The sequence below is a fragment of the Ruegeria sp. BG11 genome (assembly GCF_056538565.1).
Map to the genome: position 1 here is coordinate 175,846 of NZ_JBQFTH010000005.1, position 23,515 is coordinate 199,360.

At 57.6% G+C, this 23,515-nt stretch carries 21 protein-coding genes; 8 read left to right on the top strand and 13 right to left on the bottom strand.

Annotated features, from left to right (window positions below; all coding sequences use genetic code 11):
* Positions 1 to 4: 4 nt before the first annotated feature.
* The 8 genes from ybgF (at position 5) to ACR0JF_RS10160 (ending at position 8,849) form a co-directional block, all read left to right on the top strand.
* A complete protein-coding gene (gene ybgF / locus ACR0JF_RS10125; protein ID WP_170659939.1) occupies positions 5 to 829 on the top strand; it encodes a tol-pal system protein YbgF in 825 nt (274 codons plus the stop codon).
* Positions 820 to 2,079 (top strand): tRNA lysidine(34) synthetase TilS, encoded by a 1,260-nt coding sequence (tilS, locus tag ACR0JF_RS10130; RefSeq protein WP_480669231.1) that lies wholly within the window; start codon positions 820 to 822, stop codon positions 2,077 to 2,079. Before ybgF ends, tilS begins: the two co-directional genes overlap by 10 nt.
* A gap of 76 nt (positions 2,080 to 2,155) precedes the next feature.
* Positions 2,156 to 4,072, top strand: a complete 1,917-nt coding sequence (gene ftsH, locus ACR0JF_RS10135; RefSeq protein WP_170639309.1) for an ATP-dependent zinc metalloprotease FtsH — start codon at positions 2,156 to 2,158, stop codon at positions 4,070 to 4,072.
* Positions 4,073 to 4,167: 95 nt separating this feature from the next.
* The gene (locus ACR0JF_RS10140; protein WP_170660075.1) at positions 4,168 to 4,743 is read left to right on the top strand and encodes an MOSC domain-containing protein; all 576 of its coding nucleotides are present in this window, start codon (positions 4,168 to 4,170) and stop codon (positions 4,741 to 4,743) included.
* 165 nt (positions 4,744 to 4,908) lie between these two features.
* The gene (locus tag ACR0JF_RS10145; protein WP_170377819.1) at positions 4,909 to 6,585 is read left to right on the top strand and encodes a formate--tetrahydrofolate ligase; all 1,677 of its coding nucleotides are present in this window, start codon (positions 4,909 to 4,911) and stop codon (positions 6,583 to 6,585) included.
* A 60-nt stretch (positions 6,586 to 6,645) separates the two neighbouring features.
* On the top strand, positions 6,646 to 6,951 hold the full coding sequence (locus ACR0JF_RS10150) for a chorismate mutase (RefSeq protein ID WP_170659941.1): 306 nt from the start codon (positions 6,646 to 6,648) through the stop codon (positions 6,949 to 6,951).
* Positions 6,952 to 7,002: 51 nt separating this feature from the next.
* Complete coding sequence (folD, locus tag ACR0JF_RS10155; protein WP_170554688.1) at positions 7,003 to 7,893, top strand: bifunctional methylenetetrahydrofolate dehydrogenase/methenyltetrahydrofolate cyclohydrolase FolD; 891 nt, start codon at positions 7,003 to 7,005, stop codon at positions 7,891 to 7,893.
* A 203-nt stretch (positions 7,894 to 8,096) separates the two neighbouring features.
* Positions 8,097 to 8,849: a LytTR family DNA-binding domain-containing protein gene (locus ACR0JF_RS10160; RefSeq protein WP_170660076.1), complete on the top strand. Its 753-nt coding sequence runs from the start codon at positions 8,097 to 8,099 to the stop codon at positions 8,847 to 8,849.
* 24 nt (positions 8,850 to 8,873) lie between these two features.
* Here the strand turns inward: ACR0JF_RS10160 and pdeM are convergent, their stop codons facing one another.
* From pdeM to cpaB, 13 genes are all read right to left on the bottom strand, one after another.
* Positions 8,874 to 9,536 carry a ligase-associated DNA damage response endonuclease PdeM gene (gene pdeM, locus ACR0JF_RS10165; protein WP_170659942.1) on the bottom strand — a complete coding sequence of 221 codons (663 nt, stop codon included), beginning with the start codon at positions 9,534 to 9,536 and terminating at the stop codon, positions 8,874 to 8,876.
* A 41-nt stretch (positions 9,537 to 9,577) separates the two neighbouring features.
* Entirely contained in the window at positions 9,578 to 11,989 is a 2,412-nt protein-coding gene (locus tag ACR0JF_RS10170; protein WP_170659943.1) for a ligase-associated DNA damage response DEXH box helicase, read from the bottom strand.
* Between the two features lie 40 nt (positions 11,990 to 12,029).
* Positions 12,030 to 13,337: an ATPase gene (locus ACR0JF_RS10175; protein ID WP_170377831.1), complete on the bottom strand. Its 1,308-nt coding sequence runs from the start codon at positions 13,335 to 13,337 to the stop codon at positions 12,030 to 12,032.
* A 117-nt stretch (positions 13,338 to 13,454) separates the two neighbouring features.
* Complete coding sequence (locus ACR0JF_RS10180) at positions 13,455 to 14,000, bottom strand: prepilin peptidase (RefSeq protein WP_170659944.1); 546 nt, start codon at positions 13,998 to 14,000, stop codon at positions 13,455 to 13,457.
* Positions 14,001 to 14,003: 3 nt separating this feature from the next.
* Positions 14,004 to 14,855 carry a tetratricopeptide repeat protein gene (locus ACR0JF_RS10185; RefSeq protein ID WP_170659945.1) on the bottom strand — a complete coding sequence of 284 codons (852 nt, stop codon included), beginning with the start codon at positions 14,853 to 14,855 and terminating at the stop codon, positions 14,004 to 14,006.
* 30 nt (positions 14,856 to 14,885) lie between these two features.
* On the bottom strand, positions 14,886 to 15,467 hold the full coding sequence (locus tag ACR0JF_RS10190; protein ID WP_480669235.1) for a tetratricopeptide repeat protein: 582 nt from the start codon (positions 15,465 to 15,467) through the stop codon (positions 14,886 to 14,888).
* 10 nt (positions 15,468 to 15,477) lie between these two features.
* Positions 15,478 to 16,452: a type II secretion system F family protein gene (locus ACR0JF_RS10195; RefSeq protein WP_170659946.1), complete on the bottom strand. Its 975-nt coding sequence runs from the start codon at positions 16,450 to 16,452 to the stop codon at positions 15,478 to 15,480.
* A gap of 10 nt (positions 16,453 to 16,462) precedes the next feature.
* On the bottom strand, positions 16,463 to 17,431 hold the full coding sequence (locus ACR0JF_RS10200; protein WP_170377839.1) for a type II secretion system F family protein: 969 nt from the start codon (positions 17,429 to 17,431) through the stop codon (positions 16,463 to 16,465).
* A gap of 11 nt (positions 17,432 to 17,442) precedes the next feature.
* On the bottom strand, positions 17,443 to 18,873 hold the full coding sequence (locus ACR0JF_RS10205; RefSeq protein WP_170659947.1) for a TadA family conjugal transfer-associated ATPase: 1,431 nt from the start codon (positions 18,871 to 18,873) through the stop codon (positions 17,443 to 17,445).
* A 24-nt stretch (positions 18,874 to 18,897) separates the two neighbouring features.
* A complete protein-coding gene (locus ACR0JF_RS10210; protein ID WP_170659948.1) occupies positions 18,898 to 20,133 on the bottom strand; it encodes an AAA family ATPase in 1,236 nt (411 codons plus the stop codon).
* A gap of 199 nt (positions 20,134 to 20,332) precedes the next feature.
* Complete coding sequence (locus tag ACR0JF_RS10215; RefSeq protein ID WP_170659949.1) at positions 20,333 to 20,959, bottom strand: OmpA family protein; 627 nt, start codon at positions 20,957 to 20,959, stop codon at positions 20,333 to 20,335.
* Between the two features lie 17 nt (positions 20,960 to 20,976).
* Positions 20,977 to 22,383, bottom strand: a complete 1,407-nt coding sequence (locus tag ACR0JF_RS10220; protein WP_170659950.1) for a type II and III secretion system protein family protein — start codon at positions 22,381 to 22,383, stop codon at positions 20,977 to 20,979.
* A gap of 193 nt (positions 22,384 to 22,576) precedes the next feature.
* Positions 22,577 to 23,485, bottom strand: coding sequence for a Flp pilus assembly protein CpaB (gene cpaB, locus ACR0JF_RS10225; RefSeq protein ID WP_170659951.1), 909 nt, complete (start codon positions 23,483 to 23,485; stop codon positions 22,577 to 22,579).
* Positions 23,486 to 23,515: the final 30 nt, after the last annotated feature.

Here is a 23,515-nt window from a genome sequence, read left to right on the forward strand (position 1 = left end):
GACGATGAGAGTTGCAGGATGGGTTCTGGCCGCAGTTGTGGCAACAGCGGGCGTGGCGCAGGCGCAGGATCAGCAGACCCTGGCGGATATCCGTCAGGAGCTGACCGTGCTGCATGTCGAGATACAGCGCCTGAAGCGTGAGTTTTCGACCACCGGCTCTCCTGCGCCGAACCTGTCTGGTAGCTCGATCCTTGAACGCGTGGATGCGATTGAGGCCGAGCTGCAGCGCCTGACTCGTCAGACCGAGCAACTGAACCAGCGTGTCCAGAACATCGTGGCCGACGGCACCAACCGGATCGGCGATCTTGAATTCCGTCTGGTCGAGCTGGAAGGCGGCGATCTGTCGACACTGGGTGAGACCTCCACCTTAGGTGGCGAAGGGGAATCCACCGCTGCCATCACACCCGCTCCAACGGAACCGAACACTTCGGACCAGGGCGAACTGGCCGTTGGCGAGCGAGCGGATTTTGACGATGCGTCGCAGGCGCTGGCCGATGGTGATTTCCAGACTGCTGCCACGATGTTCGCACAATTTGACACTTCATATCCCGGCAGCCCGCTTGCGCCCGAGGCGCATTTGAACCGCGGCAAAGCGCTCGAAGGGCTTGGGGACACGCGCGAGGCCGCGCGTGCATTCCTCGCCAGCTTCACCGGAGATTCCGAAGGAGCTGTGGCGCCCGAAGCTCTGTTCGAACTTGGCGCTGCTTTGGGTCGCTTGGGCCAGACCGATCAAGCCTGTATCACCTTGTCCGAGGTTGGCGTGCGTTTCCCGGCCTCGGGTCAAGCCACCAGTGCAGTGCAGGAAATGGCCTCTTTGGGGTGTTCTTGACCCCGCCAGTCGACACACTGGCAACAGACCTGCGCGCCAGGTTGCCTGAACGGTTGCCAGAGCGTCTGGGCGTCGCGGTCTCGGGCGGAGGGGACTCTGTCGCACTTATGCACCTTTTGCACCGCATTGCGTTGGATGAGGGGGTGGAGCTATTCGCCGCCACGGTCGACCACGGTTTACGCGCTGAGTCCGCGGATGAGGCCCGAACGGTTGCAAAACAGGCCGCCGCGTTGGGTATCCCCCACGACACTTTGCGTTGGCAGGGCTGGGATGGTGCAGGCAACCTGCAGGATCAGGCCCGGCAGGCGCGGTATGCCTTGTTGACCGAGTGGGCGAAGAGCAACGACATCAGCGCTATTGCATTGGGCCATACGGCGGAAGATCAGGCCGAAACACTTCTTATGCGACTGGCCCGTTCGGCCGGGGTGACGGGACTGTCGGGTATGCCGACCATCCGAACCCGCGATGGGGTCGACCTGTTGCGTCCTATGTTGGGGGTCACTCGGGACCGGCTGCGGACATGTTTAACCGAGATCGGCGCGCAGTGGGTCGAGGATCCCTCGAATCAGGATACCCGCTTTGATCGGATCAAGGCGCGGCAAGCCGTATCTGATTTAAAGCCGCTTGGTATTTCGGCTGAAACCCTGACGCGCGTTGCCGACAACCTCACACAAGCGCGTGAGGCGCTGGAACGCTATGCGCAGGACTCCGCCCAACGGGTTGCCACGGTCGATGCCGGGTCCGTTGTGCTGGATCGCGAGGGCTTTGCCGCGCTGCCCGAAGAAATCCGCCGACGGGTTCTGGTCGGCGCTGTTTCATGGATCGCTGGTCCAGGTTACCCGCCGCGCCAATCGACTGTGGATCAGGCCTTGCAGGCCATCTTGAGCGGAAATTCCGGCGCGATTGGGGGCTGTTTGCTGTTTTCTCAGGTAGAAAAACAGTGGATATGCAGGGAATTCAACGCGGTTGACGGCCTGACCGCGAAAATCACGGGTACATGGGACGCGCGCTGGGTGCTGTCCGGCGCCGATAATCCGGGGGCCGAGATTCGGGCACTTGGTGAAAACGGCTTACAGATGCTGCCCGACTGGCGTGCCACGGGGCGTCCACGGCTTGCTTTGCAAGCGTCTCCGGCGGTTTGGAGGGGCGATATTCTTGAGGCCGCACCCCTAGCCGGATTCGCCAATGGCTGGCGCGCTGATCTGGCCCCTGATTGGCCTGAGTTTCACGCATCTTTTTTATCGCATTGAACCTCAGCCAATCCTCTCTATTTTAAGAAGCAACCCGGCAGGTCCTTGTCTGCCGAAATCTTTTAGGAGAATTTCCTTGGGCAACGCTCGTAATATCGCCTTCTGGGTCGTTCTGTTCCTGCTGATCCTTGCACTGTTCAACCTGTTCAGCGGACCGGGCGGGACACTTCAGGGCAATGAACGCACCTATTCCGACTTTGTCAGCGCCGTTCAAAGCGGTGAAGTCAAGAACGTCACGCTGGATGGTGAGCAAATTCGCTACACCACACAAAGCGGCGCGAATTACACCACGATCAAACCCGGTGACGCCGAGGTCACGAAGCTACTGATCGACGAACAGATCCCTGTCGAAGCGGTCAAGCAGCAGCAATCAGGCTTCCAATCGTTCCTGATCACTCTGCTGCCCTTCCTGCTGCTGATCGGCGTCTGGGTCTATTTCATGAACCGGATGCAGGGCGGCGGCAAAGGCGGCGCGATGGGCTTTGGCAAGTCCAAGGCTAAGATGCTGACCGAAAAGCACGGCCGCGTGACCTTTGATGACGTTGCTGGCATCGACGAAGCCAAGGAAGAGCTGGAAGAGATCGTTGAGTTCCTGCGCAACCCGCAGAAATTCAGCCGTCTGGGTGGCAAGATCCCAAAAGGTGCGTTGCTGGTTGGTCCTCCGGGTACTGGTAAAACGCTCCTGGCCCGTGCGATTGCGGGGGAGGCGGGTGTGCCGTTCTTCACCATCTCGGGTTCTGACTTCGTTGAAATGTTCGTGGGTGTTGGTGCGAGCCGTGTCCGTGACATGTTCGAACAGGCCAAGAAGAACGCGCCTTGTATCGTGTTTATCGACGAAATTGACGCCGTGGGTCGCCATCGTGGTGCCGGCTATGGCGGTGGTAACGACGAACGCGAACAGACCCTCAACCAATTGCTGGTCGAGATGGACGGTTTTGAGGCCAACGAAGGTGTGATCATTCTGGCCGCGACCAACCGTAAAGACGTTCTGGACCCGGCTCTGCTGCGTCCCGGCCGTTTCGACCGGAACGTGACCGTTGGGAACCCCGACATCAAAGGCCGTGAGAAGATCTTGGGCGTGCATGCGCGCAAGACGCCTCTGGGCCCTGATGTTGACCTGCGCATCATCGCGCGCGGTACTCCGGGCTTTTCGGGTGCCGATCTAGCGAACCTTGTGAACGAGGCCGCGCTGATGGCCGCCCGTGTGGGCCGCCGCTTTGTCACCATGGAGGACTTCGAGAACGCCAAGGACAAGGTGATGATGGGGGCAGAGCGCCGCTCGATGGTGCTGACCCAGGATCAAAAAGAAAAGACCGCGTATCACGAGGCTGGCCATGCTGTTGTTGGTCTGGAACTGCCGATGTGCGATCCGGTCTACAAGGCGACGATAATCCCGCGTGGTGGCGCGCTGGGTATGGTTGTCTCGCTGCCCGAAATGGATCGCCTGAACTATCACCGTGATGAGTGTGAGCAGAAGCTGGCCATGACCATGGCGGGCAAGGCGGCCGAAGTCATCAAATATGGCGAAGACCATGTTTCAAATGGTCCGGCGGGTGACATCATGCAGGCCAGCCAGTTGGCGCGCGCGATGGTGATGCGCTGGGGTATGTCGGACAAGGTCGGCAATATCGACTACGCCGAAGCCCATGAAGGCTACTCGGGCAACACCGCTGGTTTCTCGGTCTCTGCCCATACCAAAGAGCTGATCGAGGAAGAGGTGAAGCGCCTGATCCAACAGGGCTATGAGCGCGCCCACCAGATCCTGACCGACAAGAGTGAGGAATGGGAGCGCCTGGCGCAGGGCCTGTTGGAATACGAAACCCTGACCGGCGACGAGATCAAGCGGGTCATGAATGGCGATGCGCCGACCGAAGGCGATGACGAGGGCGACAGCCCGGATCAGGGCAGCGCGCCCAGCGTCACGGCCATTCCCAAGACCAAACCCAAGAAATCTCCGCCCGAAGGTGGGATGGAGCCGGAGCCAACCGCATAGACAAGAAAAACCCGAGGTCCAAACCTCGGGTTTTTTCTTTTCATCCGCCAACTGCTGGTCATTATGCGGGCAGATGGATGAAGAAGGAAAACCCCATGCCGTTCCTGCGTGAAACCGAATACTCTGCCGAGGTCGTCTGGTTGGGGCGCGTCCCGGCCGGTGAGTCGCTGCGCGCTCAGCCCGTTGAGGGGTTGGAGTTTGGCTTTGACGGGGTGCAGGGCGCACGGCACGAGGGGCTCAACCGTGCTTCCTGCGTGCGTGTCAGCAATGTTTACCCGAAAGGCACCGAGATTCGGAATGTCCGTCAGGTGTCGATTCTGTCAGCCGAAGAGCTGTCGGAGATCGCCGCCGCGATGGAAATGGACAAGCTTGATCCATCCTATCTAGGGGCTTCGATCGTGTTGAAGGGTATTCCTGATTTTTCCCATATCCCGCCGTCTTCGCGCCTTCGGTCCGAGGCGGATTTGACGATTACCGTCGATATGGAAAATGCACCTTGTGTCCTACCCGGACGTGAGATCGAGGCGGATCACAGCGGCTACGGTGCCGCCTTCAAACCGGCCGCGCAGGGGCGGCGGGGGATCACGGGATGGGTCGAACGGCCCGGAGTTCTGCATATCGGCGATCGTTTGCAGCTGTTTGTTCCCGATCAGCCGCTCTGGCAGCCATAGCGCTCATTCGTTTCCGATTGGAAACGCTTGAAATCGGGCGACGCCGTTTCGCGGCACGAATATGTCGGAATCCTTAGCCACTGCTTGGGTATGCAACTGTATGGGTTTGACAGCACCGACGCGCCGCGTCGGTTTTGCACGGCATTCAATCAGGGACCCTGCCCAATGAGCTACAAATCTGACATCGAAATCGCGCGCGAAGCGAACAAGAAGCCGATTCAGGAAATCGGCGCAAAGATCGGTATCGAATCTGCCGATCTGCTGCCTTACGGCCACGACAAAGCGAAGGTCAGCCAGGACTTCATCAACTCGGTCCAGGACCGCGAAGATGGCAAGCTGATCCTGGTCACCGCGATCAACCCGACCCCTGCGGGTGAAGGCAAGACCACCACCACCGTGGGTCTGGGCGACGGCCTGAACCGCATCGGCAAAAACGCGATGATCTGTATCCGTGAAGCCTCGCTTGGCCCGAACTTCGGCATGAAGGGCGGCGCTGCGGGTGGCGGTTACGCTCAGGTTGTTCCGATGGAAGAAATGAACCTGCACTTCACAGGTGACTTCCACGCGATCACTTCGGCGCACTCGCTGCTATCGGCGATGATCGACAACCACATCTACTGGGGCAATGAAGCTGAGATCGACGTCCGCCGCGTTGCATGGCGTCGTGTGGTCGACATGAACGACCGTGCTCTGCGTCAGATCACGGCGTCGTTGGGTGGCGTGTCGAACGGCTTCCCGCGTGAAGCAGGCTTTGACATCACCGTTGCGTCCGAGGTTATGGCGATCCTGTGCCTTGCAAACGACCTGAAAGACCTGGAAAAGCGTCTGGGCGACATCATCGTTGCTTACCGCCGTGACAAGACCCCGGTTTACTGCCGCGACATCAAGGCAGAAGGCGCAATGACCGTTCTGCTGAAGGACGCAATGCAGCCGAACCTGGTGCAGACGCTGGAAAACAACCCGGCCTTCGTCCATGGCGGCCCGTTTGCGAATATCGCGCACGGCTGTAACTCGGTCATCGCGACCAAAACCGCTCTGAAGGTTGCTGACTATGTCGTGACCGAAGCCGGTTTCGGTGCTGACCTGGGTGCCGAGAAGTTCATGAACATCAAGTGCCGCAAAGCCGGTATCGCACCGTCGGCCGTTGTTTTGGTCGCCACCGTGCGCGCGATGAAGATGAACGGCGGCGTTGCAAAAGCCGATCTGGGTGCCGAAAACGTCGACGCGGTTCAGTCTGGCTGTGCCAACCTCGGCCGTCACATCGAGAACGTGAAGTCCTTCGGTGTGCCGGTTGTTGTCGCCATCAACCACTTCGTCACCGACACAGATGCTGAAGTTGAAGCGGTCAAGAGCTACTGCGCCGAGCACGGTGTTGAAGCGGTACTGTCGCGTCACTGGGAGCTGGGCTCCGAAGGCTCGGCGCCTCTGGCTGAGAAAGTTGTTGAAATCGTTGAAGGTGGCACCGCGAACTTCGCGCCGATCTACCCCGACGACATGCCTCTGTTCGAGAAAGTCGAAACCATCGCCAAGCGCATCTACCGCGCGGACGAGGTTCTGGCAGATAACAAGATCCGCAACCAGCTGAAGGAATGGGAAGCAGCCGGATATGGCAACCTGCCGGTCTGCATGGCGAAAACCCAATACTCGTTCTCGACCGACCCGACCCTGCGTGGCGCACCCACCGGCCACTCGGTTCCGGTACGTGAAGTTCGTCTGTCCGCAGGTGCCGGCTTCATCGTGGTTGTCTGCGGTGAGATCATGACCATGCCGGGTCTGCCGCGCAAACCTGCCGCTGAGACAATCCGTCTCAACGAAGAAGGTCAGATTGAGGGCTTGTTCTAAGCCGATTTTTGAACCATCTCGTGGTCCGGGGATTACACCCCGGGCCATGAGGAGATCACGATGCCCACTCTGACACCGCCGCAAGACTGTGAGACGATGCAGGACTTGCGCGTTCAGATCGACAAGCTGGACCGCCAACTGATCGAGATGTTGGTGATGCGCGCGGAATATATCGATCGCGCCTCACAGTTGAAGCCAGGCGAAGGCCTTCCGGCCCGAATACCGGACCGTGTCGAAGAGGTGGTGCAACGTGTGCGCGCAAGCTCGGATCAGTTGGGCATGGACCCGGATCTGGCCGAAAAGCTTTGGCGCATTTTGATTGACTGGTCGATTGCCCGCGAAGAGCGCGTGATTGGCCCTGACTGAACACCCGGGCGCTCTGCGCCCGATCCGTTTTTGGAAAGAAGGGATCACAGGATGGTAGCCCAGGTTATCGACGGCAAAGCCTTTGCGGCGAAAGTGCGCGCGCAAGTGGCCGATCAGGTTGCAAAGCTGAAAGAAGAAAACGGCATCACGCCCGGTCTGGCAGTGGTTCTGGTGGGCGAAGACCCGGCAAGCCAGGTATATGTGCGCTCAAAGGGCAAGCAGACCGTTGAGGTCGGCATGAACTCGTACGAGCACAAGCTGGACGCCGACACCTCGGAAGATGACCTTCTGGCGCTGATCGACAAGCTAAACAACGATCCTGCGGTTCACGGTATTCTGGTGCAGCTGCCTCTGCCCAAGCACCTGAACGAAGATCTGGTGATCAACTCTATCGATCCGGCCAAGGACGTTGATGGCTTCCACATCTCGAATGTGGGTCTGCTGGGTACCGGTCAGAAGTCGATGGTTCCCTGCACCCCTCTTGGCTGCCTGATGATGCTTCGCGACTACCACGGCTCGCTGTCGGGTATGGATGCGGTTGTGATTGGCCGCTCGAACATAGTGGGCAAGCCGATGGCGCAACTGCTGCTAGGTGACAGCTGCACCGTGACCATCGCGCATTCGCGCACCAAGGACCTTCCGGACGTTGTACGCCGCGCTGACATCGTTGTCGCAGCTGTAGGCCGCCCTGAGATGGTTCCGGGCGATTGGATCAAAGAAGGCGCAACCGTGATCGACGTGGGCATCAACCGCATCGAGCGTGACGGCAAAAACAAGCTGGTCGGTGACGTCGACTACGCCAGCGCCGCTGAGCGCGCAGGCGCGATCACTCCGGTTCCGGGTGGCGTGGGTCCGATGACCATCGCCTGCCTGCTGGCCAACACTCTGACCGCGTGCTGCCGCGCGAACGGCCTGCCAGAGCCTGAAGGCCTGACAGCCTGATCCACGACGTCGTCGGACCGTGCCTTGCGGTCCGACTCTGACGAGACGCGGGCCGGGGTCAGCGGCCTGCGTTCAAGCCCATGCATGAATTGTGTTTTACAGGACCTCAATTCATGATATCCGTTATTTCCCAGTCAGTTGCCGAGTAAATACCGTGGCTGTCCAAGATGTCCTGACTGGGTCTTGGGCGCTGTTCTGTGAGTATGACGTTATACATCGGGCTATTGCGTTCTCATTGCACCCCACAGCGGGTGGTCGCAGGCGTTGTGTTCCTGCCCTTGCTTGCCTACGTATTCCCCCCTTTTCTGGCTGCAGAGCTGTCTTTTCCCCTGCGTTTGCTGTTTTGGGCCGGCGTTTTGGTTTTGGCATTGGCCGCCATTTGGGCGGCGCGGAATGTGATTGAACGACATCAGGTTTTGGAGCAGCTGCCCGCACGAGATCTGGCCTATGCGGTTGTGATTCTTGCGATGTTCACTCCGACCCTCTGGCTTTTGGCGTGGTTGCTGTTCACCTGGGGTGGTCATATGGCGCCTGAGATGGCTACTGTTGCCAGTTACGGCATATTGTTTGCCACAGGCCTGTTGCTGGTGCGTCGGGCCGAATGGCATGATGGCAAGGTCGAAGCCGAACCTGAGCTAAAGCCGATGCCACGGCTTGCGCGCCGTCTGCCCGAGAGTTTTCAGGGTGAGTTCTACCGCCTGACCGTGCGCGACCACAATGTGGACGTTGTTACATCCGAGGGAACTTTTACGATCCGCTCTCGTTTTACCGATGCCATTGATGAGATGGAGCCTGTTGCGGGCCATTGCTCGCACCGGTCGCATTGGGTTTGCGATGATGCCGTGGCGGGTGTTGAGCGGTCCGAGGGCAAGATCTTCCTGCGTCTGGTCAATAGCGATCTCGTCCCGGTCAGCCGTAAGTATCGGCCGATGCTGGAAGAGGACGGCTTGATCTGAGGCGCTGCACGATGCCCGACCGTCTTAGCGAGGCATCGGGATCATTTGCGGTTTAGATCCCGTCATGATCGCTAGCGCCTTCGGCTTCATCAGAGCGGTCAAAACCTGATCCGAGCTGCGCAACCCGCCTGTGTAGGTGCCAAAGGCGGGCAGGATCAGACGATTTGAATCGAACAGAAAGGCCGGGCGCGTGATGCTGCGGCCACTCGCGCGCAGCGTGGCCTTTGGATGATAGTGACCCGAAATCTCACCTTTTGCACCGGACTGCGCGATATGGCGAAAGGTGAGCGTGTCGCAAGTCCACTCGGCCAGATGCGTTCCGCCGAGTTCAACCGGGCCGGGGTCGTGATTGCCTTCGATCCAGATCCAGCGACGCCCGGCTTGCAGGGTGGCAATGCGCAGCCTCTCGGCGCCGGGCAGGGACAGAGAGGCGTCCAGATCATCAAAGCTGTCCCCCAGGCAGATTACGGTTGCGGCCCGCGTAAACTCCAGATCTTTGGCCAGCCTGTCCAACGTGTCCTGACTCTCATAGGGCGGCAGGATCGCACCACCGCGCCGGGCCATGCGTTCGGACTTGCCGAGATGGAGATCGGATACACACAGCAATTGCCGCTCAGGCCACCACAATGCGCCGGAGGGTAGGGCGCTCAGGTTCTGCCCTGCAAAGGAAAATTCAACCTTGTTCATGGAACGTTCTTCGCGCGTTTTGCGCGCGTGCGCAAGGTGGATCAGAGGGTATCCAGCCCGGCCGCTTGCAGCATTCGCGCACTTTCCTCCGCCAACAAACGTTCTTCGCCGGCCCCTTTTACCGGAACTTTTCCAACTTCTAGGAACAAGGGTGCGGCGAGAGGTGACACGCGGTCCAGCCGAACCAGATCAATCCGGTCGCCAATCCGTTCCACCATTGCTTCGATCCGGCCAAAATCGACGAGGCCGCGCATGGCCTCTTCACGGGTGATCTGCATCAAAATGTGGTCGGGGTCGTATTTCAGCAACGTATCGTAGAGGATATCTGACGAAAAAGTAGCCTGCCGTCCGCTCTTGCGTTGCCCGCCTGTGTTGCGCTCGATCAATCCTGCGATGGTGGCCGAGGCGCGGAAGGTGCGCTTCATGACGGCATTGCCAGCCAGCCATGTGTCCAACCCGTCGCGCAGCGCATCGATCCGAAACAGAGGCGTTGGATCGGTCACTGCGTCCAACCCCCAGATCAGAGTCGCGTAGTCGGTGGCAACAAAGCCAAGAGGGGCAAGGCCTGTTTCCTCCATGCGTTTGGTGAGGAGTAGGCCCAAGGTTTGTTGCGCATTGCGTCCGGCGAAGCCGTAGACACAAATATGCTCGCGCCCGTCGCTGGGAAAGCTCTCGACCAGCAGGCGGTTGCGTTGGGGCAGGCGAGAGACATGCCGCTGCAACTTCAACCAGTCGGCCGTGTGTTGCGGCAGCTGAGGCCAGTCGGTCTGCGCGAACATGCGCAGGATACGGTCGCTCAGCTGCGTTGAGGTGGCGAACTTGGTCCCCGCAAAAGTGGCGATTTTGGGCTTCTTGTCGGCACGGCGGCTGACTTCGACCACAAGCTCGCGCAGGCCTTCGTAGCGCACGATCTGACCGCCGATCAGGAAGGTATCGCCGGGGGTCAAAGTGGCTGCAAAAGCCTCCTCCACCTCGCCCAATGGCTTACCGCCCCGGTTGCGCTTCAGGCGGACTTTCAGGGTATCGCTGTCCTGAATTGTGCCGAGGTTCATCCGAATCCGGGCTGCAGCGCGGGGGTCCCTTAGCTGCCACAAACCGTCGGCGCGTTGCTGCAACCGTTGCCATCGGTCGTAGGCTCGGAGGGCATAGCCGCCGGTCGCGCAGAAATCGAGGCAGTCGTCAAACTCGGGCCGTGTCAATTGCGCGAACGGCCCGGCCGAGGTCATCTCGGTAAACAGTGCATCTGCATTGAATGGCCCCGCAGAGGCTGCGATCAGGATATGTTGGCACAGCACGTCTCGGGGGCCTGCGCCGCGCGGCTCTCCGTCCAGATCATGGGCTTTTGCGGCCTCAAGGGCGGCCACGCATTCGACCACTTCAAACCTGTTGGCAGGTACCAGCAAGGCTTTGGACGGCGCGTTGTAGCGGTGATTTGCCCTTCCGATTCGCTGCACCAGCCGCTTGACGTTCTTGGGCGCGCCGATCTGGATCACCAGATCAACATCGCCCCAGTCGATGCCTAAATCGAGAGAGCCGGTGCAGACGATGGCGCGCAGATCACCTCGGACCATGGCCGCCTCGACCCTTTCGCGCTGCTGGCGATCAAGACTGCCGTGATGGATTCCAATGGGCAGGCTGTCTTCGTTTGCAAGCCACAGATTGTGAAAGAAAATCTCGGCCTGCGCGCGGGTGTTGTGGAAGATCAGAGTCGTCTTGTGTTGGCGAATTTGGTCCAGCACCGCGGGTATCGCATAAGCTGCACCTCCGCCCGACCATGGCGGCATCTCGGCAGTTTCCAGCATCGCGATATCGGGATCGGGGCCGGGATCGGCTTGAATGATGTGACACGGATCGGGGTGACGGGCCAGAAAGCGGGCAATGGCCTGAGGGTCCTCGACCGTGGCCGACAAGCCCACACGGCGCATGTTCGGGCACAGAGTCTGAAGCCGCGCCAGCGCCAGCATAAGTTGATCCCCGCGCTTGCTTTCGGCCAAAGCGTGGATTTCATCGACGATCACGCGCTGCACCCCATCAAACATGCGCGGAGCGTCCTCATATGAGGTCAGAAGAGCCAGACTCTCGGGCGTGGTAAGTAGGATATGCGGCGGGTCGGCGCGTTGGCGTTTTTTCCGCGTGGCCGAGGTATCGCCGGTGCGGTCCTCGATGCGGATGGGCAAGCCAATCTCTTCCACGGGCGTGCGCAGGTTCCGTTTGATGTCTGCTGCAAGGGCCTTGAGGGGCGAGACGTATATAGTATGCAACCCGGCACGTGTACCGTCCGCCAACTCGGCCAATGAGGGCAGAAACCCCGCCATCGTTTTGCCGCCGCCCGTTGGCGCAATCAGTAAAGTGGCCGGGTCTTGCGCCCGATCGAACATGTCCTGCTGATGAGGGTGGATGGTCCAGCCCTTGGTGTTGAACCAAGTGCCGATCCGGGCGGGAATCTGCGTCATGTGCGCAGACTACCCCTGTCACTCCGGAAATGGCACGGCGTTATTTGACGATTTTCTCGTCTTTGACGAACATGTTGGCCCAGGCACGGTCGATCAGGTCGGGGCTCATCTGATAAGGAATGCCCTCGAACTCACAGATCGAGATCATCTGGTCGATCAGGAAGATTGGCTGGTAGTTCGCATAGATGTTGTCGATGGTCGGGTATTTCACCTTCAAAAGATGCACCAACGCGGCCTCATCCAGCGGCATGCCGCGTTTGCGGGCGACCATTGCGAAGATCTTCAGGAAGTTCTCTTGGTTCGGACCATCAATCTTGATCTTGAAGAAGATCCGGCGCAGGGCCGCTTGGTCGAAGATCTCATTCGGGTGGAAGTTGGTCGAGAAGATGACCAGCGTGTCGAAGGGAACCTCGAACTTTTCACCCGATTGCAGGCCGAGGATATCCTTGTTCTCTTCCAGTGGAACAATCCAGCGGTTGACGAGGGCTTGAGGGGGTTCGGCCTGTCGTCCAAGGTCGTCCACGATAAAGATACCGCCGGTCGATTTCAGCTGCAGTGGGGCCTGATAGGTCCGCGCGGTGGGGTTGTAGACCAAGTCCAGCATGCTCAGCGACAATTCACCACCAGTCACCACGGTTGGGCGCTCGCACTGAACATAGCGCGAATCGAACCGCTTGCGGCGGCGCAGGCTGTTGGGGTCGTCAGGCTCCTGCTCAATCGCGGTATGTACGATCGGGTCATAAACGGTGATCACCTGACCGGCATATTCGATAGCGTAGGGGACATAGACATTGTCACCCAATGCATCCCGAATACCGTTCGAGATCGAGGACTTACCATTCCCCGGAGGGCCATACATCAGGATCGAACGGCCTGCGCTGACCGCGGGGCCGAGGTGATCCAGCAGGCTGTCGGGCAAAACCAGATGGCCCATCGCATTGGTCAGTTGGTCTCGCGTGACCTGAATATTGCGGATCGACTGGCGTTTGACCTGCTCGCGATACACATCCAGTGGTACGGGCATCGCACCGAAATACTCCGACTGGCTGAGCGCGTCCAACGCACGGGCCTTGCCGGCGTCGGTCAGCTGATATCCCATCTCATTGCCGCTATTGGCGTTCAGGGTGCCTGTGGCTTCAAGCAATTTTTGGTCACGCGCAATGTCGATCAGTTCCTGCGTGACTGAGCCGGGCAGGCAGATAGCCTCGGCCACTTCGGTCACGGTGCTGGCATTCTTGCGAAAGATCGTCTTCAGCAAAATGTCCCGCATCATCACAAGCGGGAGCTGCATTTCACCCAGGCCCTTCGGGGCAGGGGGCGCCATAACTGCTGAGGTCTGCATATTCATGAGCGGGACTCGTCTGTTCTGATGTCACACCAAAAGCCCCAAAGCGGGCCAGTTGTGTGAAATCTGGCGCAGCTTTGTGGCGGGACCAAGGCAGCGACAAGGCGCGCAGATGATAGTTTACGATCCGAGAACAGTCCCAAGAATCAGATACATGGCAAGCGAACCGGACAGGGCCAGCCCCATCGGGAACTTTTTGCCTTTGTCCCAACTATCCCAATGTGGGGCAATTGTGCGCAGCCTTGTGTGCTTGGCCAAACGGTGGGTCGCTACCGCCCCCAAAGTACAGGCCATCAAAATAGCCATGAGCAGAACCATATCTGCGAACCAGATGAACGGAGCGGCTGCGGCCAGAAATTTGGCATCGCCGGCGCCCATCGCTCCGGCGGCGTTCAGGATGATACCGGCAAGCAGAACCACGAAGATATGCAGGAATTGCCAGACATAGATAGGCAATGCGATATCAAGAGGGCCGATCTGACCTCCAATCAGCCCCGTCGACCACGGAGGCAGCACAAACAGCCCAACGACGATATAGACCAGAACCAACGCCGTTACGGCGTGGTTCTTGATCTTCATTTCACGCATATCCGTGAACGCGACGTAAAAGCAGATCGGCAGCACAAAGGGCAGAAACCATGCTGCCACATAGGCCGGTATCGCCATGTGTCAGCTTTCCTCGAGTGCGCGAAGCGAGCGGACAGCTTCATCGAAATGCTGGGGATGGGTCGCAATCGCTTCGCGGAGGAGGTTCTTGCCGGTTGCCATATCCCCTTGTTTCACAGCGGAAATTGCCATCGTGTTCAACAGCCGAGCGCGCTCAACCTGTGTCATGGGCACCACTGGCAGGCTGTAATTCCCCTGCGCCGACCGGGCCAGAACCAGATTGTTCTTGGCTGTAAACAGGCTCTTGTCCTGGCGGACGGCTTCGGTGAACAGGCGTTCGGCCTCGGCATATTGCCCGCGGGTCAGCTTGGAATAGCCCCAGTTGTTCATCACTCCACCTGGGCGCGTGGTTAGGCCCACGGCCGTTTCATAGAAGTGATCGGCGCGTTTCCATTCCTTGCGGGAATCTGCGACGACGGCTTCAAGCCGGTAGCGCTTGAACGACTCATGAGTCGGTGGGACCGAGTTCAAAACGGTGTGGGCTGTGTTCCAATCCCCATTGCGCACCAGCGCATCCGCGTATTCGACCCGGTCGGCCGCATTGGCACCGTTCATGGTCGTCACGCGTTTCCACGCAGCGGCCGCCTCGGTCGAGCGTTTGGCGCGACCCAGCGAGATCGCAAGCCCGCGCTGCAGGTCGATCCGGTCCGGGTTTTTGGCGGCGGCATTATGGAAATAGGTGACTGCCTCGTTGGGGTCGGCCGCGGTCAGAAGCACGTCGTTCAGGTTGGTTTCGTCAATGACGTTCACTTCCTGAAATGTACGTTCAACCTTTTCCTCTTCGGTTTCTTTTGCACAGGCGGACAGGATCAACCCAGTGACCACGAGTGACGGAATCAAGAATTGTTGGCGCATTTTTGCGTCCTTTTACTGCTCTTGCCTCGGTTACTGGATTTTGCGTAGCGAAAATTGCCCGTCGCCTAGCTGCTCCAGCGTATATTCTTGTTCTTGGTCAGTATTATTAACAGGATTTTCCATTTTTGCGATAGCTAAGCGAAGATTGTCGCGGATTGCGTCACTTTCGCCATTGTCCAACGCAAAGGCCCGGCGAAACACCTGTTCTGCTTCGGGGTATTGTCGGGTTTCCATCAGTAGAACACCCAAATTGTTCCAAGCGATGGGCCAGTCCGTGTCATCCTCGACCGCGCGGCGTAGAAGGGTCTCGGCCTGCCCCAACCGACGCAGCCCCAGATTTGCGGTCCCCAATGATGTCAGAACCTGCGGCGTCATCCCTTGTTCCAGCGCGGCGCGGGTAAAGCTGTCGAGGGCCAGCTCGTATTCTCCGGCGGCCATTAGGCGGTTTCCTACGGTGATGTTGTCTTCGGCCTGTCCCATCGGATCTATACCCGGCGCATCGAGTTCATCCGACAGGCTCCCTTCCGTGCAAGAGGCCACCATGGCGAAAACCATGATGGCCTGAAAACTTCGGCGAAGCCTACGCAAGGCACAGCCTTTTTCTGGTTGCATCGAAGCTAAATCATCCTCCGAACTCAGCAATCACACCTGCAGACGGCCCGACCAGAATGACAAGCAACGGTGGTACCGTCAGCCCCATTGTGACCAGAGTCATCTTGGTAGGCAACTTGTTTGCGGCTTCTTCCGCGCGCATCACACGTTTGTCACGCATTTCACCGGCATAGACCCGCAGAGCTTCGGCAATGGAAGTACCGAATGTGGCGGACTGGATCATCACGGTCACAAAGGCCCGAACATCTTGAACCCCGCAGCGGGTTCCGAAATCACGCAGGACTGTGTCTTTGTCTTTACCGGCCTTCATCTCGTAGGCCACAACCTCGAATTCTTGCGAAATCTCGGGGTAGGAACTTTTCATCTCGGCCGCCACTCGAACGATCGCCTGATCCAGGGATTGACCGGCTTCAACACAGACCAGCATCAAGTCCAGAGTGTCCGGAAAGGCCGCAGTAATGGCTTGTTTCCGTTCTTCCACGCGGCGTGTGATCCAATATTTGGGGATATAGTAGCCAATCGCGCCGGGGATCAGAACGCGGATCAACAATTGAGTTCCAGTAAATTCCTGACCACCCGAGAACACCGTTACCCACAGCACTCCGAACAAAATGCCTAGTATGCCAAGCGCGAACTGCGCAAAGTGATAGAAACGAACGGCATCTTTCGACTGGTAGCCAGCCTGCCGCATTGTCAATTGAACAGCGGAAAGTTCTTCTTCACTTTTGGGCTCTAGAAAGGTGGCGAATTTCTCGAGCTGTTCATTCCGCCCGCCGTTACGCAGTTGGTCTTTTTTGGGTTTTTTCTCTTTCCGCGGAGCCGTCGTGCTGCGTTGCAGCTTCTTTAGTGGATCTTCTGGCTGGTTCAGCATCAGCAGAACGGCCACGGCAATCAACACGAAACCAAGTACACCGACCACGATCAGAGGGCCGAACTCACCAAGGTGTTGCGTTAGGACATTGTTGATGGAGGTTAGGAATTCCATTGAACTGACCTCAAACCTTGATGTTGGTAATGATCTTCATGACGATCAGGTTCAGTGTCAGCATGATGCCGACAAAGAAACACAGCGGTATGAACCACGGGTGATCCAGAACTTCGTCATAATAGCCGGGGTCTTTGACCAGAATGAAGACGAGGCACGCTACTGGGAACCCCGACAGGAACTTTCCGGACCATTGCGCCTCGGCGGTGATTGCCTTGACCCTGCGGAATAAGCGGAAACGGGCGCGGATCACCTGTGCCAGGCCGGCCAAAATTTCAGCCAGGTTACCACCTGACTGTTGCTGAATACCGACTGCGACCGCGAGAAAGCGCAAATCCTGCATGTCCAAACGCTCGGCCATGTCTTTGAGCGCCTCGCCCACATCTCGACCATAGGCGCATTCATCGGCGATGATGCCCAGTTCGGTCCCAAGGGGATCCTGAACCTCGTTCGCCGCGATCTGAACCGAAGATACGAAAGGGTTACCGACCCGCAGCGAGCGGACCATCAGCTCGACCGCATCGGGAAGTTGCTCTTCGATCATGCTCATGCGTTTATTGGCTTTTCTGCTGACCCACATGAAAACAGCACCGACGCCGATGGCAATTGAAATCGCCGTACGCAAGACAGTGTCGGTTGCCGTACCAATGCTGAGAGCTACAAAAGCCGCGGCCGAAACAAGACCCATGATCATGATCAGTTGTCTTGGCGTAAACGCGATGGCGGCCTTTTGGGCCTTGTCTGCAAGCAACGAATACAGAGGGATGCTCTGCGTTTTCATATGCTGCTGCATTTCCTTGCGCAGCTGTTCCAAAACTTGCTCGCGGCCCGCGCCCTTGTCGAGCATGTCTAGGCGTCGGTTGACTCGGCTGTTCAGGCTGATGGATTTGCCGAACGCCACAAGATAGATGCCTTCCACCAGGGCAAGGACACCCACGAAGATGGCGACATAGATGAGAGCCTCCATAGGCAATTGCATGTCGTGATCTCCTACATTGTGGTTGGGTCGTAGATGGACGAGGGAAGGTCAAAGCCCCACAGGCGGAAGCGCTCAGAATAGTGGCTGCGCACGCCGGTGGCGGTGAAGTGACCGATGATTTTGTTATCGGGTGTCAGGCCAACGCGTTGGAAACGAAAGATTTCTTGCATCGAAATCACATCACCTTCCATCCCGGTAATTTCGGTGATCGAGGTCATGCGACGCGAGCCATCCTGCAAACGGCTGGCCTGAACGATCAAGTTCACAGCGCTTGAGATCTGGCTGCGAACTGCCTTGATCGGCATTTCGATCCCCGCCATTGCGATCATGTTCTCGAGACGCGAGATACCATCCCGCGCCGAGTTCGCGTGGATTGTGGTCATTGAACCGTCGTGGCCGGTGTTCATCGCCTGGAGCATGTCGATCACCTCGGCACCACGGGTCTCACCCACGATGATGCGGTCGGGACGCATCCGCAGAGCGTTTTTCAGACAATCGCGAGGGCTGACCTCACCTTTTCCTTCAACGTTTGGCGGGCGGCTTTCCATCCGGCCAACGTGAGTCTGCTGCAGTTGAAGTTCCGCCGTATCCTCGATGGTCAAGATACGTTCCGCGTCGTCAATAAAACTCGAAAGAGCGTTCAGAGTGGTGGTTTTACCGGAGCCCGTACCGCCCGAGACGATGATATTCAGGCGCGTCGAAACTGCGGCTTGAAGATAGGCGGCCATTTCTTCGGTGAACGCGCCAAAATTGACCAGATCATCGATGCCCAGCTTGTCTTTTTTGAACTTACGAATCGAGACCAGCGAGCCGTCAACAGCGATCGGAGGGACCATCGCGTTGAAACGCGAGCCATCGGCCAGACGGGCGTCAACATATGGGTTGGATTCATCAACACGACGACCCACGGCGGACACGATCTTGTCGATGATCCGCATCAGGTGTTTTTCGTCCTTAAACGTAATATCGCTGAGTTCTAGCTTACCCGCACGTTCGACAAAAATCTGTTGCGGGCCGTTCACCAGAATATCGTTGACCGTTTCATCGCGCAGCAAGGTTTCAAGTGGGCCGAGGCCAGTGACCTCGTCATAAAGCTCTTTGTTCAGCTGTGTGCGATCGTCTCGGTTCAAAACGATGCTTTTGGCTTCCAGAACCTCGCTGGCAATTGCGCTGATCTCGGTGCGAAGCTCGGCCTCACCCGCGTTTTCAAGGGCGGCGAGGTTCAGGTTTTCCAGTAGCTCCCGGTGCAGCTCAATCTTGATCTCACTCAGGCGCTCTTTCCGTTTGCGGTCGCGGTCGGCGCTCGTGACCTCGCCTGCTTTCTTTTGAACGGGCTTACGTGCAACTGCTGTTGCCGTTGGCGCTGCGGTGGCCGCTTCGGGCGCTTTGGCCGGAGTCTCAACCGGCTGCGCATCAGTCGCTTTCTTATATCTGGAAAACATGGCGGCTCTTCCCTTGGGGTTGTGTTATGCGGCCTCGGCGTCGTTGCTGCCGAGGCTGTGGAGCGACTTTGCAAGTTTGGCAATTTCGCGACGCAGTGGATTTTTAGCGGCCGAACTGGCCAATGGCAGGCCATGATCGCCGCTTTGCATCACCGGCTTGCCGCCATCGGGCAATTGCAGGTCGATCGAGATTCCGAGGCTTTCGCCCATACGTTTAATGCGCCCCTTGCCGTTCAGATCGGTGAATTTCGGGGCCCGGTTTAGGGCGAAACGCAATTTGTTGAACGGCAGCTCTTCGGCCTGCAAGGCGCGTTTCAGACGCAATGCGTTCTGAGCCGAGCGCATGTCCAGTTCGATCATGGCGAAATAAACATGAGCAGCCTGAAGAACGGTTTCTGACCACAAAACCAATGTCTTGGGCATGTCCACGACCACATAGTCGAAATGCTTGCGCGCCGTATCTATCACGCGCTGGATGTCCTCGGGTGTGATCAAATCCAACGGCACCATGTCGGATGGGGCCGTCAAAACCTGCATTTTTTCTTCATAGCTTTGAAGGGCTTGCGAGAAGACCTCATCATCCATTGACGCTGTGTCGGACAGCATCTCGAAAACGGTTTCACGGCGTGGCAGGTCCAAATAAGTCGAGACCGTGCCGTATTGCAGATCCAGGTCGATCAGACAGACAGAAGGCGCATCTTTGTCCGAGATCGTGGCTAGTTCCCAGGCAAGGTTCACAGCCAGTGTCGTGGAACCAACGCCGCCCGCCAGACCTTGTACAACGAACAGAGCGCCTTCTTTTGATTCGCCACTGGTCAGATTGGCAGCGGCTGCTTGTGCTGCAACCACGGGATCGGGCTTGTTCATCCGCTCAATCGCTTCGTTCAGTTCGCCTTCGGGAAGCGGGTAGGGGACAAATTCATCCGCGCCTTTGCGCAGGAGCTGATGCAACGAGGCGGGGGTCACGTCCTCGGCAATAAGCACCACTTTGATCTTCTTGTCTTTTGCCTGGGTGATGATTTCGCCCATCAGCGAGAGGTTGTCTTCATCTTCACCATCAATGGCCAGGGCAACGAATTCCAGTGTTTCCGCTTCGGGTTGGCTGAAAAACGCGAGAGCTTCGGCAAAGCCAAGATCGCCCCAACGCTCACCCAGAATGGTTTCCATGTCTTCGATCAATAGATCAAAGTTCTGGACATCCCGGCTGATCGTGCAGGCCAGAATTCCCGAGTCGTTGTCTTGCGGCGTCGCGCTACTCATATACACAATCCTCGTAGAGAGGGCTTGGCATTTCTTGCGAACGTTTACGCTCGGGTAGATTTGCTGTCGCCCCAATGCGGTCAATTTTGGCCGCAGGTCACCCTATTGTTCACAATGTTGCTTGGAACTTGGGCGAGAATTTGGCGCAAAAGAACCAATTGTAGGGAAACGGGCGACGATGTCGCCCGTTCAGATGGGATTATCCACCACCACCACCAGTTGCATCGACCTGCTCGACACTCGATCCTGCAGCCGCGCTTTCAACGTATTCGCGGTAAATGATCTCGGCGTACTTACCATCCAGAGTCTGCGGCGCGCGGTCTACAAAACCCGAAACCTCTGTCACTGTCCGGCGATTCCGGCGGTCGCGATTTGTTGTCGCAACCAGTGGACGCGTTTTGCCGAAAGAAACCACCGCCTCTAGGCGGGACCGCGAGATTCCCTGTTGGGCAAAGAAGGACACAACTGCTTGTGCCCGGCGCAAACCAAGGCTCTTGTTGTAGCTGGCAGAGCCGACTGCGTCAGTATGGCCATAAACACGAAAACGTGCTTCGGGGAATTGTTTGATCCAATCCGCCTGCTGCAACAGAATACGCTGCGCAGCTGCATCGAGCTGTGAACTGTTGAAGGCGAAGTTCACTTGGCTGGGCACTTCGGCCGCGAACCGGCGGCTCAGAATCTGAGCGTATGTCAGTTCACCGTTCATGACCTGCGAGTTGTTCAGTGTCGCATTGCCAAAGGTGCCCGCATCAATTTCATACCCGGCTTCGCGCGTACATGCGGTGACTGCGACCGAAAGACCTAAGGTGAGTATCAACGTTTTCATTGGTCCTAACCTCCTCATCAATCCAGAATGTAGCCGTAGGAGCTGCCAAAGTCTTGCTTGGCCACTTCCGATGCACCACCAGCGCCTGCGCGTTCGGTTCTAGCAACGCGACCGTTGATAAACAGATCAAACTCGCTGGGGGGTTTTACTCGATCTGTCGGCAAAGCAAGAGTTTCCCCTCGGGTCGGCGAGACCAGATGGGCGGTGATGATGATAACCAACTCGCTTTGTTCGCGCTGGTACTGCGCGCTGCGGAACAGGGTGCCCAGAACAGGAACGTCTCCCAACCATGGCACTTGATTGCTCAGATCCGTGAAGTCATCCTGAATCAGGCCTGCGATCGCAAAGCTTTCACCATCGCGCAACTCAATTGTTGTTGAGGTCTGGCGGGTAATGAAGCTTGGAACCGAATCGCCGTTGATCGTAAAGTCCGAAGACGTATCAATACTCGATACCGCTGTACCAAGTTCCAAGTTGATAAGATCACCGTCGACTACGCGTGGAATGAAGTCGATTTCAACACCGAACGCGCGGTATTCGATTGCAACAACACCATCATCCGCCGGCACTGGGATTGGAACTTCACCACCAGCGAGGAAGGTCGCCTGTTGACCCGAGAGGGCGGAGAGGTTCGGTTCGGCCAGAGTGCGTGCAAGCCCTTTGGTTTCCAAGGCTTCAAGGAGAAGTCTTACTTGCGTTGATCCAGCCCCAAAACCGAACAGAATGGCGCCGGTATTTTGTTGTGCGATCGGAATGTTGTTGGCCAGCGCATTACTCAAAGCACCCTGGGTGTTGAGGGTGTTGAAACCCGCCGTGACGTCACTGCCACCAAAGCCAAGCGACGTTGATAGGTTTTTGGCAACCGAACGGTTCATCTCAGCGAAACGCACCTTCAGCATGACTTGCTGAACGCCGCCAACCGACATCAGGTTTGACACCCGATCCGGGGCATAGCGTTCCGCCAGTTCCAGAGCGCGCGCAAGCTTGGCTGAGCCCGAGACTGTCCCGGACAAAACGATTCCATCATTAGCTGTGCGCACTTCGATTTGTTCATTAGGCAGAATCTGCCGCAGGCGTTCTTTGAACTCTGTAATGTCTGGAGCTACGCGCACTCTGACATTGGCCAGAAGCATGCCCGCGCCATCGAACAGAGTCAGCGTCGTCAGACCGGGCGCCTTACCCAAAACATAAATCGTGCGATCTGAAAGCGACGAGATGTCGGCAATGCCGGCATTCGCAATACTCAGTTCGGCAAACGGCTCTTCACTTTCAACAACGATCGCGCGGTTTACAGGTACTTCCAGCGTTTCCACTGTGCCCTTCTTCACCACGCGAAGAGTTTCGGCCCAAGCGGCATCGCCGACTGGGCTTACAACGAGCGACAACCCCAGCAGGGTTGCGCTGATCCAGGAACGTATTTTCATGTGACCTGCCTCTCCGATCACGCCTCGTTTTTATGGGTCTTATGCCCTATAGGCGAAACTCTGCGCGAAAACAGAATTTATTGCAATAATCAAGGGTTTCCGGAAGTTTCCTTATGTGGGCAATTGGCAACATAAGAATGAAAAGAGCCGCGCTTAATGCGCGGCTCAGCAGGTGTAAGGTCCTGAATAGGCGTCAGTTTGTGCAGGCGATTACGTCATCTGCTATGTCACTGCCGCCGCGACGGATTCGAGTTTTACACACCGGTTGTTCTACGCGTTCTGGGACCGGGGCAGCTTCTTCCTCGACAACCCCGAGCAAAGCGCGTTGGTCGATCTCAATAACTTCGGATGACACGGTTTCGTCTTCGATTCCGACAAGGGCAAGCGTAAGTCTGCCAGTGTTCTGCGCCTGAGTGAGTACAGCAACCTGTTCACGTGTAACCGCAACGGTGATCGTGCGTGCGATGGTCGTTCCGGTTACGTCCGTGCCTGCGATTTGGTCAATGGCGATCAGTTCAACTCGGGGCTGAATCAGGCGAGTAATCTCGCCGTTCGCTTCGGCGGTAGTCCCGCGACGCGAACCAGTCCAATAGACATCAACAAAGTCTCCGGGGCGCAAGAAACCGGAAACGCCCGAAGCCACGTCAACCCGAATCGCGAAAGCACGCATGCCTTTGTCCAGTTGAGATGTCAGGCCCGCCCCTTCACCAGGCTTCGTGATTTTGACCTCCATCAAGGCTTCGTCTTTCTCCATCGTGCGAAGAACGAAACGGTCTTTGCCGCCAGTCGCAGGGAACAAAACTGCAAGGTCGGTAAAGCTGCCTTCCGGTATTGCATTTTCTGGCCAGTCAACGACGCGTACGTCTTCTTCTACCAGGCGTTCTCCGTATTTCAGAGTTCGATTGGAAACAATAACACCGACTGTCGGGATTACTTCAATCTCAGCGTTTTCGGCTGCAGCTGCCTCCAACGCGGCCGCTGTCGCCTGCCGCTCACGGGCGAGTTCGTCCTGATAGGCAGAGATATAGTTCCGCGCCATGTAGACAGCGCCGCCAGCCAGAGCTAGCCCAACAATCAGGACAAGTCCGAATACCGCTCGCATACATCCACCTCATATTTCTGTCTGGCTTTG

What these genes read in the sequence shown, in the direction of transcription:
- ybgF (WP_170659939.1), top strand. Translation starts at nt 5, where the DNA reads ATGAGAGTTGCAGGATGGGTTCTGGCCGCAGTTGTGGCAACAGCGGGC.
- ACR0JF_RS10140 (WP_170660075.1), top strand. Translation starts at nt 4,168, where the DNA reads ATGCCGTTCCTGCGTGAAACCGAATACTCTGCCGAGGTCGTCTGGTTG.
- ACR0JF_RS10145 (WP_170377819.1), top strand. Translation starts at nt 4,909, where the DNA reads ATGAGCTACAAATCTGACATCGAAATCGCGCGCGAAGCGAACAAGAAG.
- ACR0JF_RS10150 (WP_170659941.1), top strand. Translation starts at nt 6,646, where the DNA reads ATGCCCACTCTGACACCGCCGCAAGACTGTGAGACGATGCAGGACTTG.
- folD (WP_170554688.1), top strand. Translation starts at nt 7,003, where the DNA reads ATGGTAGCCCAGGTTATCGACGGCAAAGCCTTTGCGGCGAAAGTGCGC.
- ACR0JF_RS10160 (WP_170660076.1), top strand. Translation starts at nt 8,097, where the DNA reads ATGACGTTATACATCGGGCTATTGCGTTCTCATTGCACCCCACAGCGG.
- pdeM (WP_170659942.1), bottom strand. Translation starts at nt 9,536, where the DNA reads ATGAACAAGGTTGAATTTTCCTTTGCAGGGCAGAACCTGAGCGCCCTA.
- ACR0JF_RS10170 (WP_170659943.1), bottom strand. Translation starts at nt 11,989, where the DNA reads ATGACGCAGATTCCCGCCCGGATCGGCACTTGGTTCAACACCAAGGGC.
- ACR0JF_RS10175 (WP_170377831.1), bottom strand. Translation starts at nt 13,337, where the DNA reads ATGAATATGCAGACCTCAGCAGTTATGGCGCCCCCTGCCCCGAAGGGC.
- ACR0JF_RS10180 (WP_170659944.1), bottom strand. Translation starts at nt 14,000, where the DNA reads ATGGCGATACCGGCCTATGTGGCAGCATGGTTTCTGCCCTTTGTGCTG.
- ACR0JF_RS10185 (WP_170659945.1), bottom strand. Translation starts at nt 14,855, where the DNA reads ATGCGCCAACAATTCTTGATTCCGTCACTCGTGGTCACTGGGTTGATC.
- ACR0JF_RS10190 (WP_480669235.1), bottom strand. Translation starts at nt 15,467, where the DNA reads ATGCAACCAGAAAAAGGCTGTGCCTTGCGTAGGCTTCGCCGAAGTTTT.
- ACR0JF_RS10195 (WP_170659946.1), bottom strand. Translation starts at nt 16,452, where the DNA reads ATGGAATTCCTAACCTCCATCAACAATGTCCTAACGCAACACCTTGGT.
- ACR0JF_RS10200 (WP_170377839.1), bottom strand. Translation starts at nt 17,431, where the DNA reads ATGCAATTGCCTATGGAGGCTCTCATCTATGTCGCCATCTTCGTGGGT.
- ACR0JF_RS10205 (WP_170659947.1), bottom strand. Translation starts at nt 18,873, where the DNA reads ATGTTTTCCAGATATAAGAAAGCGACTGATGCGCAGCCGGTTGAGACT.
- ACR0JF_RS10210 (WP_170659948.1), bottom strand. Translation starts at nt 20,133, where the DNA reads ATGAGTAGCGCGACGCCGCAAGACAACGACTCGGGAATTCTGGCCTGC.
- ACR0JF_RS10215 (WP_170659949.1), bottom strand. Translation starts at nt 20,959, where the DNA reads ATGAAAACGTTGATACTCACCTTAGGTCTTTCGGTCGCAGTCACCGCA.
- ACR0JF_RS10220 (WP_170659950.1), bottom strand. Translation starts at nt 22,383, where the DNA reads ATGAAAATACGTTCCTGGATCAGCGCAACCCTGCTGGGGTTGTCGCTC.
- cpaB (WP_170659951.1), bottom strand. Translation starts at nt 23,485, where the DNA reads ATGCGAGCGGTATTCGGACTTGTCCTGATTGTTGGGCTAGCTCTGGCT.